This is a genomic window from Bradyrhizobium algeriense (assembly GCF_036924595.1).
Classification (GTDB): domain Bacteria; phylum Pseudomonadota; class Alphaproteobacteria; order Rhizobiales; family Xanthobacteraceae; genus Bradyrhizobium; species Bradyrhizobium algeriense.
This window is the reverse complement of the sequence record NZ_JAZHRV010000001.1, coordinates 5,486,957-5,499,467: the sequence shown is the minus strand read 5'-3', so window position 1 is coordinate 5,499,467 and position 12,511 is coordinate 5,486,957. Positions and strand designations below refer to the sequence as shown.

The 12,511-nt window shown below is 61.5% G+C and carries 14 protein-coding genes; 8 read left to right on the top strand and 6 right to left on the bottom strand.

Annotation, left to right across the window (positions count from 1 at the left end):
* The first annotated feature begins 100 nt into the window (after positions 1–100).
* Entirely contained in the window at positions 101–847 is a 747-nt protein-coding gene (locus tag V1286_RS26625) for an ABC transporter substrate-binding protein (protein ID WP_334489914.1), read from the top strand.
* A 202-nt stretch (positions 848–1,049) separates the two neighbouring features.
* On the opposite strand, the gene V1286_RS26620 is transcribed toward V1286_RS26625, so the two are convergent.
* Both V1286_RS26620 and V1286_RS26615 read right to left on the bottom strand, forming a co-directional pair.
* Positions 1,050–1,523, bottom strand: coding sequence for a hypothetical protein (locus V1286_RS26620; protein WP_334484606.1), 474 nt, complete (start codon positions 1,521–1,523; stop codon positions 1,050–1,052).
* A gap of 334 nt (positions 1,524–1,857) precedes the next feature.
* The gene (locus V1286_RS26615; protein WP_334484603.1) at positions 1,858–2,211 is read right to left on the bottom strand and encodes a cupin domain-containing protein; all 354 of its coding nucleotides are present in this window, start codon (positions 2,209–2,211) and stop codon (positions 1,858–1,860) included.
* A gap of 612 nt (positions 2,212–2,823) precedes the next feature.
* Here V1286_RS26615 and V1286_RS26610 point away from each other — a divergent pair.
* Together V1286_RS26610 and V1286_RS26605 are read left to right on the top strand one after the other, a co-directional pair.
* Positions 2,824–3,675: a formate/nitrite transporter family protein gene (locus V1286_RS26610; RefSeq protein WP_108518943.1), complete on the top strand. Its 852-nt coding sequence runs from the start codon at positions 2,824–2,826 to the stop codon at positions 3,673–3,675.
* A gap of 62 nt (positions 3,676–3,737) precedes the next feature.
* The gene (locus V1286_RS26605; RefSeq protein ID WP_334484599.1) at positions 3,738–5,474 is read left to right on the top strand and encodes a bifunctional protein-serine/threonine kinase/phosphatase; all 1,737 of its coding nucleotides are present in this window, start codon (positions 3,738–3,740) and stop codon (positions 5,472–5,474) included.
* Between the two features lie 93 nt (positions 5,475–5,567).
* Here the strand turns inward: V1286_RS26605 and V1286_RS26600 are convergent, their stop codons facing one another.
* Together V1286_RS26600 and V1286_RS26595 are read right to left on the bottom strand one after the other, a co-directional pair.
* Positions 5,568–6,362: a substrate-binding domain-containing protein gene (locus V1286_RS26600; protein WP_334484597.1), complete on the bottom strand. Its 795-nt coding sequence runs from the start codon at positions 6,360–6,362 to the stop codon at positions 5,568–5,570.
* Positions 6,363–6,579: 217 nt separating this feature from the next.
* Positions 6,580–7,803, bottom strand: a complete 1,224-nt coding sequence (locus V1286_RS26595) for a polyhydroxyalkanoate depolymerase (protein WP_334484594.1) — start codon at positions 7,801–7,803, stop codon at positions 6,580–6,582.
* A 176-nt stretch (positions 7,804–7,979) separates the two neighbouring features.
* On the opposite strand from V1286_RS26595, the gene V1286_RS26590 reads away from it, so the two are divergent.
* The 3 genes from V1286_RS26590 (at position 7,980) to V1286_RS26580 (ending at position 9,518) form a co-directional block, all read left to right on the top strand.
* Positions 7,980–8,633 (top strand): glutathione S-transferase family protein, encoded by a 654-nt coding sequence (locus tag V1286_RS26590; protein WP_334484591.1) that lies wholly within the window; start codon positions 7,980–7,982, stop codon positions 8,631–8,633.
* 307 nt (positions 8,634–8,940) lie between these two features.
* On the top strand, positions 8,941–9,375 hold the full coding sequence (locus V1286_RS26585; RefSeq protein ID WP_108518933.1) for a cupin domain-containing protein: 435 nt from the start codon (positions 8,941–8,943) through the stop codon (positions 9,373–9,375).
* A 5-nt stretch (positions 9,376–9,380) separates the two neighbouring features.
* The gene (locus tag V1286_RS26580) at positions 9,381–9,518 is read left to right on the top strand and encodes a hypothetical protein (RefSeq protein WP_334484588.1); all 138 of its coding nucleotides are present in this window, start codon (positions 9,381–9,383) and stop codon (positions 9,516–9,518) included.
* 103 nt (positions 9,519–9,621) lie between these two features.
* Here V1286_RS26580 and V1286_RS26575 read toward each other — a convergent pair whose 3' ends face one another.
* The gene (locus V1286_RS26575; RefSeq protein WP_334484585.1) at positions 9,622–9,837 is read right to left on the bottom strand and encodes a hypothetical protein; all 216 of its coding nucleotides are present in this window, start codon (positions 9,835–9,837) and stop codon (positions 9,622–9,624) included.
* A gap of 181 nt (positions 9,838–10,018) precedes the next feature.
* On the opposite strand from V1286_RS26575, the gene V1286_RS26570 reads away from it, so the two are divergent.
* Positions 10,019–10,411, top strand: coding sequence for a hypothetical protein (locus V1286_RS26570; RefSeq protein ID WP_417021186.1), 393 nt, complete (start codon positions 10,019–10,021; stop codon positions 10,409–10,411).
* Between the two features lie 16 nt (positions 10,412–10,427).
* Here V1286_RS26570 and V1286_RS26565 read toward each other — a convergent pair whose 3' ends face one another.
* Entirely contained in the window at positions 10,428–11,534 is a 1,107-nt protein-coding gene (locus tag V1286_RS26565; protein WP_334484583.1) for a mandelate racemase/muconate lactonizing enzyme family protein, read from the bottom strand.
* 119 nt (positions 11,535–11,653) lie between these two features.
* Between V1286_RS26565 and V1286_RS26560 the strand changes: the two genes are divergently transcribed.
* Positions 11,654–12,490, top strand: coding sequence for an AraC family transcriptional regulator (locus tag V1286_RS26560; RefSeq protein WP_334484580.1), 837 nt, complete (start codon positions 11,654–11,656; stop codon positions 12,488–12,490).
* Positions 12,491–12,511: the final 21 nt, after the last annotated feature.

The window sequence follows — 12,511 nt, the reverse complement described above, 5'->3', positions numbered from 1 at the left end:
GGGTGAGAGCGACGCCAGCCGCCGGCTGGGGAAGGAGCGCCCGATGTTCAATCAACCATTGCCGGGAATGGCCGGTCTCTTGCTGGGATTGACAGTGATGATGATGACGCCCGCCGCCGCCGATGCCTTGAAGGACGAGATCGCGCCGACCGGCAAGCTGCGGGTGGCGATTGCGATCAGTCCGGCCGGTGGCGCGTTCTGGTCGACCAAAACCGAAACCGGCTATGCCGGCGTGCCGGTCGATCTCGGCAAGGCGATGGCAGAGCAACTTGGCGTGCCCGTCGAATATGTCGCACACAACAATTCCGGACAGATCGTCGATGCGGCGTCGAAGGGCACCTGGGACGTCACCTTCCTGCCGAAAGATCCGGAACGTGAGGGCAGGATGTCGTTCGGGCCGATCTATGAGGTCGCGGACGCGACCTACATCGTCAAGCCAGGCTCGCCGATCACGAATTTCGCAGCGCTCGACCAGCCCGGGATCAAGGTCGCCGCGGTCAACAACACGACCACGATGCGCGGCGCGATCGCGCATCTGAAGAACGCTGAGGTCACGGGCTACCAGACCTACGACGAGATCTTCGGCCTGCTCAAAGCGGGCGAGATCGACGCGTTCGCGCTGTCGCGCGACCAGCTCAACGCCATGGCAAAACAGATCCCGGGCACCCGCGTGCTCGACGAAACCTTCAAGCAGACCGTCACGGCGGTCGCGGTGCCGCCCAATCATCCGCTCTCGCTGGCGTTTGCGGTGAAGTTTCTGAACGAAGCGATCGCCGACGGCACGCTACGCAACGCCTATGACAATAACGGCCTGAAGGATCGGCCGGTGCGGACGCAGACGAAGTAGGCCATGCATCCATAAACTCGGTGGCGTGACGCCGCGAAGATTATTTCCGCTTTGCCCCGTGAGCGCCCAAGCTGGCGTGGCGGCGCAGTATGTCGCGAAGGGCCACTTGCGGAATTGTCGAGGGAGTGCACTTGCCGCGTTTGCACGGCGGGATAGCGAATAAACGTGGAGGCAAGGCGGCGGACTTCAAGCCTGATCTTGGCTAAGGCGCTTCCCCCGGCTCCAATTTGGTTCGCTTCGGAAAGTCGGCAAAGCCGATCACCTTTCGAAGCACGAGCCCTCCGTCCTTGGGATTCACCTTATTCTCGGGATCATATACACAGCCCACCCAGCTTTTTACCGTCACTAAACTTGTAGGGGGATCGATTCTTGCAGGGGCCGCGATGATAACGATTCCTAATTGCCCGGCCCAGCCACCGAAGATATTGGCAAACCGCGCAGGAGCAAAGGGTCCGACGATTTTGGTCCTTGGGTCTTCCTTTGCAAGATGGGCCTTACAGTCCTTGATCAGGCTAGGGGGAATCGGTTTTTGTTGCGGACTTCCCGTTTGGGCGTTTGCGATAGTGGCCACACTTCCGGTCAGCATAGCCGACAGGACAAAGCAAAAACTTTTGCGCACAATTTTCCCTTTACGTTCCGGCGTACCGGTACGGGATTCCACCTGAAATTGCAACACCGCTACCGCTCTAATGACGTTCGATTTTAGTTAAGGGATCGACTGCCACGGAAATGGTCGCGCCGCGCGGCATTCGCGTTGCACCCGTCCAAGAAGACCCACACGGCCACCAGTCACGGGTCGCATCGAAAACGCCGCCGGCGATCATGACGTTGCGAACGCATCTACTAGGAATGCGCTGGCTGGTGTGACGAGAGGGTAAGGACCGCTCAGGGTCATTTTCGGCTGATTCAGCCAGGACTATCGGCCGGTTAATGTCCGCGTTGCCCCGTGAGCGGCCAAGCTTGCGCGGCGGCGCAATATGTCGCGAAGTCACACACGGAGACCTGATGCGCTATGCAGTCTTGCGTGGCGCCGCCGTTTTGGCATCGCCGGTATTTGGCGTTCCGGTGGGTTCGATGAGCAACAGGTGTACTTCCTCGCGGGCGACTGGGCGATGCTCGACGCCCTTTGGCACGATGTACATTTCGCCGGGGCCGATCGTGATTGTTCGGTCGCGCAACTGGATGTCGAGAACTCCCTTCAGGACGAGAAAAAAATCATCTGTGTCATCGTGTTTGTGCCAGACGAACTCGTCCTTCACCTTCACGACCATGACGTCATAGTCATTGAGTTGCGCAACGGTTCTTGGCGACCAATACTCATTGAACGTGGCCAGCTTGTCGGTCAGGCTGATCTTGTCTCTCATCGTTGCACCTTCCAATCTTTGAGGCCGGCTGACCGTCGAGGTCTCAGGATAGTCCTTACGTCATTCCGGGGCGAAGCAAAGCAGCGAAGCCCAAATCCATTGAGCCTCGAACGTACCGAAATCGATTCCGGCCCACGCCGTGCGTGCCCCGGAATGACTGATAGGGCGGGCTGCGCGGCAGGCGCAACATCTGTGCAACTGCACAAATACAAGGCATCAGCCCTAATCGAGATATCCTGCGATAGGGCCATAACCACGTAAAAATACGCTCTTTTTTGAGCCCGCGGCCAGATTTCGGGTTGGCACATCGATTGCTTAATCCTGTCTCAGTCAATGACGACTGCCGTCCGTTCGGAGTGCCAAGGCCAGCGTTGGCCGAAGGCCGTTGGGATCAAGCGGCCTCGCGTGAGGCGCTTCGAGCAGTCTTCGGGACCACCTCACGATAGCTCGCGCATCTCCAGTTCCTGATCGGGCGTGACCTGCGTCGTTCTGTGCCGTTCAAAGGCGGCGCGGGATTTGTCGCGCACGAGGACGGCAAGATTTTTCACTTAATCGGTGCACGGCTGCGCAGCATCCGGCGCGCTTCAACGTTGTCTCGAAAGGGGAACTGGAATGGCCTATCTCGCGCCTTCGGAATTCGTGACCAAGATGGTCGACGCCGGAGAATCCAAAATCTTCATGTCGACGCGCGATACGGTCATCCGCGCCTACATGGCCGGTGCGATCCTCGCGCTCGCCGCGGCGTTTGCGATCACCATCAACGTGCAGACCGGCGTGCCGATCGTCGGCGCCGCGCTGTTCCCGGTCGGCTTCTGCATGTTGTATCTGCTTGGCTTCGACTTGCTCACCGGCGTGTTCGTGCTGGCGCCGTTGGCGCTGATCGACAAGCGCCCTGGCGTGACGCTTGGCGGCGTGCTGCGCAACTGGGGCCTCGTCTTCATCGGCAATTTCGCCGGCGCCTTCACGGTCGCCGTCATGATGGCGATCGTTTTCACCTTCGGCTGGTCGCAGCCACCGGACAAGGTCGGTCAGGTGATCGGCACGATCGGCGAGAGCCGCACCGTCGGCTATGCCAATCATGGCGCGGCCGGCATGCTGACGCTGTTCGTCCGCGGCATGCTCTGCAACTGGATGGTTTCCGCCGGCGTCGTCGGCGCGATGATTTCCACGCACGTCAGCGGCAAGGTGATCGCGATGTGGATGCCGATCATGCTGTTCTTCTTCATGACCTTCGAGCATTCCATCGTGAACATGTTCCTGTTCCCGTCCGGCCTGTTGCTCGGCGGCAAGTTCACCTGGTGGGATTATATTTTCTGGAACGAGATCCCGACCGTCATCGGTAACCTCGTCGGCGGTCTCGCCTTCACCGGGCTGACGCTGTACGCGACCCACATCAAGACCGGCCCGTCGCGCAGCGCGTCGGCTGCGGCATCTTCGCGGCCGTCCTCGCGCATTGCCGCTTGATCTTAAGATGAGGATGGGCCTCTCCTCGCAAGGGGAGGGGCCCATTGTCGTGAAAGCCGGGAATGCCGCGTGAGCTGAAAATATCGGTCGGACAGTTTTCCGATAAGGGCTTCAAGGAAACCAACCAGGATTTCCATGGCGTCCTGATACCGGACGAGCCGCTGCTCAGCCTCAAGGGCATTTCCATCGTGCTGGCCGACGGCATCAGCACAAGCAAGGTCAGCCGGGTCGCCGCGGAATCGGCGGTCAAGGGGTTTTTGACCGACTATTACTGCACCTCGGAGTCCTGGTCGGTGCGCACCTCGGCGCAGCGCGTGCTGGAGGCGACCAATTCCTGGCTGCATTCGCAGACGCGCAGCCAGTATGCCTATGACAAGGACCGCGGTTACGTCTGTACGCTTTCCGCCATGGTCATCAAATCGACCACAGCACATCTCTTTCACATCGGCGATTCCCGCATCTATCGTCTCTCCGGCAACACGCTGGAGCAACTGACCAACGACCACCGCATCGTCATCTCCTCGCAGCAGAGCTATCTCGGCCGGGCGCTCGGCGTAAATCCGCAAATCGAGATCGACTACCAGATGCTGCGGCTCGAGCCGGGCGACGTCTTTGTGCTCGCGACCGACGGCATCTACGAGCATCTCAGCGCACGCCGCATGGCAAAGGCGGTGAACGAAGGCGGCGCCGATCTCGACGCCGCCGCCAAGGCGGTTGTCGACCAGGCCCTTGAAGCCGGCAGCAAGGACAATCTCACCGTCCAGATCGTCCGCATCGATCAAGTGCCGGACGGCGCCGCGGCCGAAGTGTTCGCGCAGCCGCATGAGTTGCCGCTGCCGCCGCTGCTCGAGGCACGGGCGGTATTCGACGGCTACCGGATCGTCCGCGAGCTGCACGGCTCCAGCCGCAGCCACATCTATCTTGCCGTCGATATCGAAACCGACGCCGTGGTTACCATAAAAATTCCGTCGATCGATCTGCGCGACGATCCCGCCTATTTGAAGCGGTTCATGATGGAGGAGTGGGTGGCGCGGCGGATCGACAGCCCGCATGTCCTGAAACCCTGCCTGCTGCAGCGCAAGCGCAATTTCCTCTATGTCACGACCGAATACATCGACGGCCAAACGCTGACGCAATGGATGATCGACAATCCAAAACCAGGGCTGGAAACCGTGCGTGGCATCGTCGAGCAAATTGCAAAAGGGCTGCGCGCCTTCCACCGCAAGGAGATGCTGCACCAGGACATCAGGCCCGACAACATCATGATCGACACCACGGGCACGGTGAAGATCATCGACTTCGGTTCGACGAAAATCACCGGCGTCGTCGAGGCCGAACCATCCGGCATGCACGACGACATTCTCGGCACGCAGCAATACACCGCACCCGAATATTTTCTCGGCGAGCCGGCGACGTCCCGCTCCGACCTGTTCTCGCTCGGTGTCATCACCTATCAGATGTTGACGGGAAAGCTGCCTTACGGTTCGCAGATCGCGAATGCGCGAACGCGATCGCAGTTCAACAGGCTGGTCTACCGTCCGGCGTCGCATGGCGACCGCGAGGTGCCGCAATGGATCGACGGCACGCTCGAGAAGGCCGTGCATCCCAATCCATATAAGCGCTATGACAGTTTTTCGGAGTTCCTGTTCGACCTGCGTCATCCCAATGCGAACTATCTCGCCACATCATCGACGCCGCTGATCGAGCGCAACCCGCTGCTGTTCTGGAAGTGCACGACCGTCGTGCTGGCGCTCGCCGTGATCGTGCTGCTTGCCATGCAGCACGGGATGCATCGGTAGAGCGCCCCGGTCCGCGTCTAGCTTTTCGTGGGGCGCAAGCCCTACTTTGCATGGGGTTGTTTTCGCGATTTTGTGTCCAGGCTCTGCGGTGCCTTAGTTCGTCGCGCCCGCCGGTATCGGGTCCATGCCGCTCTTGACGATCTCAGGGCGGGCGGCGGGCGAGGCGAGGAACTTGATCAGCGCCTTGCCGGCGTCAGGCTCCTTGGAGACGGTGGCGATGCTTGCGGAAAACACCGTGATCTTCTGCAACTCGTCCGGCAAGGGACCGACGATGTCGATGCCTTCCACCGGCTTCAATTCGCTCATCTGCTGGAAGCCGATCTCGGCGTCGCCGCGCGCGACGATCTCGCCGACGGGAGTGGCCGGAATCTTCCTGGCCTTGTCCTTCATTTCGTCGGCGATGCCGAGCTTGCCGAACATCTCGGTCGAGACATAGACGCCGCTGGCGCTGTCGGAATAGGCGACGGTCTTCACCGCCAGCAGCGCGCGCTTGAGCGCATCGGGTGTGCTGATATCCGGCTTCGGCGTCCCCGATTTCACCGCGACCCCGATCGGCGATTTGACGAGATCGACCTTGCTGTCGGCGATCGCCTTTCCCTTCCTGGCGAGATCGTCGAGCGCATAACCGACCATGATCAGGACGTCCGCAGGCTCGCCGCGCTCCAGCCGCACCGGAATGGCGTTGGTCGTCGTGCCCATCGACGGCCCGTAGGCGGTCAGCACCTTGTGGCCCGTCGCACGCTCAAATTCAGGAACCAGCGCCTTGTAGGCCGCCGACAGTCCGCCCGAGATCATCACGTGCACCTCGGCAGCGCCGGCCGTGACGGTCAGCAGGAGTACGCTGAGAACGGCGAGCGTGAAGGCGCGAAGGTTGATTGAAAGACGCATGGTGGTTTCTCCCCGGGACGACTCTTGAAGGTCGGCCTTGAGAGGATGTTAGCGTGCGAAGGAGGAGGCGGCTAGAGCCTCCACGTCATTGCCTGCGACAAACGCGAAGCGTTTGCGCAAGGGAGCGCAGCGACGAAGCAATCCGTCCCTCCGAGCATGCGGAGCGATGGATTGCTTCGCTTCGCTCGCAATGACGGGGATAGAGCAGTCCGCCGCCTTACGAATTCACGTGCACGAAATCCCGCAGCAGCGGATAGATTTCGTTGTTCCAGCGCCTGCCGGAAAACACGCCGTAATGGCCGACGCCGGCCTGCATGTGGTGCACCTTGCGATAGGCGCGCACGCCGGTGCAGAGGTCCTGCGCCGCCAGCGTCTGGCCGATCGAGCAGATGTCGTCCTTTTCGCCCTCGACCGTCATCAGGCCCATGCGCCTGATCGAGGCCGGGTTCACCGGCCGGCCGCGATGCATCAGCTTTCCCTGCGGCAACAGGTGCTCCTGAAATACATCGCGCACGGTCTCGATGTAGAATTCCGCGGGCAGGTCCATTACGGCGAAATACTCGTCGTAGAAGCTCTTGATGATTTCCGCCTTCTCTTTCTCGCCCTTCGCCAGGTGATTGGCGAGGTCGATGTGCTGCTTGATGTGGCGCTCCAGATTCATCGATACGAAGGCCGTGAGCTGCACGAAGCCGGGATAGACCCTGCGGAACGCGCCCTTGCATTGCACCGGCACGTAGTTGATCAGGTTTTTTTCGAACCAGTTGATCGGCTTGCTCTTGGCGAATCCGTTGACCTTGGTCGGCTGGATCCGCGTGTCGATCGGCCCGGCCATCAGGGTCAGCGTCGCCGGGCGGGCCGGGTGGTTGTCTTCCGACATGACCGCGGCGGCGGCCAGCGCCGATACCGACGGCTGGCAGATCGCCACCATGTGCGCGCGCGGACCGATCTTGTCGAGGAAGGTGATCAGGTGGTCGGTGTAGTCCTCCAGCCCGAAGCGGCCGTGGCCAAGTGGAATGTCGCGCGGATTGTGCCAGTCGGTGATGTAGACGTCGTGGTCCTGCAGCAGCGTCTTGACGGTGCCGCGCAACAGGGTGGCGAAATGGCCGGACATCGGCGCTACCAGCAACAGCCGCGGCTGCTCCGGCGCGCTCTCCTTCTTGAAATGCAGCAGCGACCCGAACGGGGTGGCGAAGGTGACTTCCTCGGTTACCTCCAGCTCCTGATTGCCGACCAGTATCTTGTCGATGCCATAGGCCGGCCGCGCATAGGTCAGCGAGGAGCGCGAAATCAATTCGAGCGAAGCGGCGAGCCGGCGAAATAACCTGTCGGAGACGCCCTGCGGCACCAGATTGAGATATTTCAGCCCCGCCGCGGCCCCGGTCCGCCACGGCGACGTCAGGTCCATGTGGTTCTGATAGGCCTGGTACATCATTGACATCATTCACGTCCGCCCCCGTCCGGTGATACCATGCAATATCGACGCCAGAGCCGGCCCGGCCGCCTCTAAAACTGGCACGTGGCTTGCTCCGCAAATGCCTGACGCACAGGCATTGGGCGGCGGCGCGGCTGGCTGCCCATGCCTGCGCGGGGGCGTTTTGGGGTTCGAGGGAAGGCCATATGGCGAAGACCACACTGACCATTTCCAGCAAGAATTACTCGTCCTGGTCGCTGCGCGGCTGGCTGTTGGCGAAATTCTCAGGGCTGGAATTCGAGGAGGTCGTCACTGCCCCCGACGATGCGTCGGCGCGGGCCGAAATCCTGCTGCTGTCGTCGTCGATCCTGGTGCCGTGCCTGCGCCATGACGGCGCCACCGTCTGGGATACGCTGGCGATTGCGGAATACCTCAACGAGGTCATGCCGGACGCCGGCCTGTTGCCGGCGGACCGCATCCAGCGTGCGCATTGCCGCTCGATCTGTGGCGAAATCCATTCCGGCTTCACCACGCTGCGCGCCTCGCTGCCGGTCAACCTGAAGGGCCATTTCCCGGGCTTCAAGATCTGGTCGCGCGCACAGGCCGATATCGACCGGGTCTGCACCATCTGGCGCGAGTGCCTCGCGGAGTCAGGCGGGCCGTTCCTGTTCGGCGAACGCACCATGGCGGATGCGATGTATGCGCCCGTCGTCACCCGCTTCATGACCTATGACGTGAAGCTCGAACCACGGCTTGCGGCCTACGCCAGCACCATCATGGCGATGCCCGAAATGCAAGAATGGATCGAGGCCGCCAAGGTGGAGCCCGCCGACATCGAAGAGCTCGAGGTCGAATATTAGGCAGGCTTGGCGCGGCCTTGCCCGCTTGAAGGGCTCAGGCAACGGGCAGCCCTTGCTCAAGCCGGTGCCAGCCGTGAGCGCGGCGCGACCGGCCACCTGGCCGTCATTCGCAGGCGGCTGAAACCGGATTGCTGCTTGCGGCCAAGCGGTTCGGTGCGCCGATGCCGGTGCGATCGCCGCACTGCAGCGCGCGTGGCGCGGATTTCGCATAGCAACATGCAGCCGTGAATGCGACGATGCGACGCTGCCGAAAATTTGGACGCCTTCGCCGGTCGCGATCTCGCGAACAAGAACCGTGGAGGCTTCCATGAACAAGCAGGCTGTTGTCAGCAAATTCTCTCACGTCAAACCCGGCGATACCGAATTCAAGGGCGGGGGTCTGCGCGACTTCTTCCTGTATCGCGATCTCGGCATCGCCGACGCCACCGGCGGGCAGGTGATTTGCCATCTGGTCAAAGCCAACCCTGACTTGCCTCCGGAAGAGGGTACCGGCTGGCACAAGCACGAATGCGAATTCCAGATCGTGATCATGACCAAGGGCTGGGCGCGCTTCATGTATGAGGACAAGTCGACCCTGGTGCAGGCCGGCGACGTCGTCCACCAGCGGCCCGGCATCACGCACTACCTGTACGACTACTCGGAGGACATGGAGTATCTCGAGATCGTCAGCCCGGCCGATTTCAGGACTGTCGACGTGCCGCCGGCCGTCGACAAGGTGCCGCCGCCGACCCCCTGGAAGTGACCGCTATGTCGTCGCCCGAGGAATTAACCTTTGTCGTCGGCCGCTGGCTGCGGCCGATTGTTGTGGTGCTGGATGTGGTGCGCCGCTTCGGATTGCGGACGACATCTAGCCGTGAACAACGGAGTACGGCGCTAAATCAGTGATTCGGGCGCGATTCGTTCCATCGCCGTTCCGAACGTAAAGATCACGCGCGGTTCCGTCGCATTCTGGCACAATGCGAGGGGCCATTTTCGGTTGCGCCAAAGCTCAGATCGCGCTGGAGCGTGGCAGCCGCCATCCGACCACCGTGGCCTCGACCATGCCGCCGGTCCTGTCATTGCGCCATTGACCATCGATCCAGCGGCAGGCGAAGGGCAGTTGATAGGTTCCGCTGTGATCCTCGCAAAGAACTTCCACCGGCTGGTCGGGCGGCGGAGCCCCGTTCCCGTCGAACTGCGCCAGCCGCTTTTCACGCGTTGCCATATAATCAATCTCCATTGCTGCGGCCGTTTGAGGCGCGCGGCAAAATCCATCCACCGTTAACAGGATGAAGCACAACGCCTGAATGAGGTATCAGTATGGTATCACTGGGGTGGGCGGTTTGCTTCGTGCAAATTGCCGTGATGGACGTTCCCCGCGCTAGATGCGGTTGAATGAGGATTTGATGATTGCTTCGATGGCCAGGATCACCTTTGCCGCTTTCGCGCTGCTGATGGTTTCATGGCCGGCGACCGTTCACGCGCAGGACGTTCCCGGCATCGAGATCTGCACTGTGGAAAAAACCATGGAGCGGCGCACCTCCTGCCTGCAAAGCAATGTCGACTTCCTGCAGAAGACGATTAACAAGCTCACGATGGACCATCAGCAGAAGATCGACGTCGGTAACCGGCAGATCGAGGCGCTGAAGAACGCGGTCATTGGCTTGCAGAAGGTCGTTAGCGAGTTGCAGTCGGCGCAGAAGGCGGCGGAAGACGCGAAGAAGGCCGCACCGCCCGCGGCGAAGGATGCGGCGCCAGCTGCGAAGGATGCGGCCCCGACGAAGGACGGCACGAAGTAGCGTCCCGTCCCCGCGGTCAGGACACCCGGTATTGCTCCATGACGGCCTTGTCCGGTTCATAACCGAGCCCGGGCCCCGGGGGAACCTCGACATCGCCGTTGGCATCGACGTCGATGCGACCGCGCCACAGGCATGCAGCGCGCTTCATGTAAAACACCTCGACGAAGCTTGCGTCGTCGCGCAGCGACATCAGCTGCAGCGTCGCCAGCAAGCCCGGCCCGAAATACGGCGAATGCGGCGCCAGCCAGACGCCGAGTTCGTCGGCCAGAGCTACGACTTTCAGATATTCGGTGATGCCGCCAACCTTGATGACGGAGGGTTGCGCATGGCTTACCGCGCCTGCCTGCATCATCTGCCTGAACTGATGCACCGTGCAGGCATTCTCGCCGGCTGCAACGTTGAGCCCGCCTTTGGTTCGCACTTCGGCAAGCGTTGCAAAATCCTCCGGCGGCCAGACCGGCTCTTCGATGAACATCGGCGCGGCGTCGCGGCAGGAATGCGCGAATGCGATCGCAGCCTCGCCATTCAGCGGGCAGTTCAGGTCGACCATCAACGGAATACCGGGACCGATCGCTTGCCGCGCGGCAAATACCGCAGGCGTTGTGGTCTCATGCAATTTGATTGCCTTGTAACCCCGCCGCAGCGCGGTCTCGCATTCGCTTGCGATCAATTCGGGTTTGCCGATCCGCAGCAGGCTTGCATAGGCAGGAATCCGGGTGCGTTTCGCCGCGCCGATCATCCGATGCAACGGCACGCCCTTCGCTTTGGCGGCAAGGTCCCACAGCGCGATGTCGAGCGCCGATATCGCGAACATGGTGATGCCATAGCGGCCGAACAGATGCAGGTTGCGCTGGATCTGTTCCATGAAGGCGGGAATATCAGCCGCGTCGGGAACCTCGAGGCCTTGCGCCTGCGGCGCGATCATTTCCTCGATGGCAGTGTATGTTGTCCGTGGACAGACATACGCAAAGGCATCGCCCCAACCGGTGATGCCGGCATCGGTGGAAACCTCGACCATGACGATTTCCAGCGCGGATATGGCGGACGCGCCTTGCCTGAAGCTCGCCACCCCGGCGTCATAGGGGATGCGGATATGGTGCGCCCTGACATTGGTGATCAGCATGGTTCCCTCCCATCGCGCTCCGATACATTGTCAGCGGCAGGAACGCAGAGCAAGGACTGTCAAATGAAGCGCGCAGCATCAGATCATAATGCGGACGCTTCGCATGAAGGCTGTCAGTCATGAATCCGGCCCAGAAAGCGCTCTGGTACATCGAAAGCCATCTCGCCAAGCCGCTGACGCTTGATGAGATCGCCGGCGTTGCCGGCGTTTCGCGCTTCCATCTGGTGCGGGCGTTTGCCGCCGCCACCGGGTTTTCGGTCATGCGCTATGTGCGTGCCCGCAGGCTGACCAAGGCCGCGCAGGCACTCGCGGCCGGCGCGCCCGACATCCTCAGCCTCGCGCTGGATGCGGACTACAGCTCTCACGAAGCTTTCACCCGCGCGTTCCGCGACCATTTCGGCATCACGCCCGAAGCGGTCCGCGCCGCAACGTGCCTCGATCGTCTCAAGCTTCAGGAGCCCATCATCATGGATTCAACCCTGCTCGACAATCTCAAGCCCCCGCGCTTCGAAACCTCCAGGCCGTTGCTGATCGCCGGTATCAGCGAACGTTGCACGCATGAAAACGGCGGCGCCGGTATTCCCAATCAATGGCAGCGCTTCCACCAGAAGGTCGACGAAATTCCGGACCGCGTCGGCAAGGTCGCCTACGGCGTCTGCTGCAATGGCGACGATTCCGGCAATTTCGATTACATCGCCGGCGTCGAGGTGTCCGACTTCTCCGACCTGCCGCGCGAGTTCGCCCGCGTGCGGATTCCCGAACAGAAGTACGCTGTCTTCACCCACGCCGAGCACATCTCGACCATCCGCCGCACCGTCAACACGATCTGGAATCACTGGCTGCCGATATCAGGCATGAAGGCGGCCGACGCGCCGTTCTTCGAGCGATACGACGAGAAGTTCGATCCGGCTACCGGCAATGGCGGGCTGGAGATCTGGGTGCCGGTGCGGGAATAGCACCACCGCAATGCTGCCCTG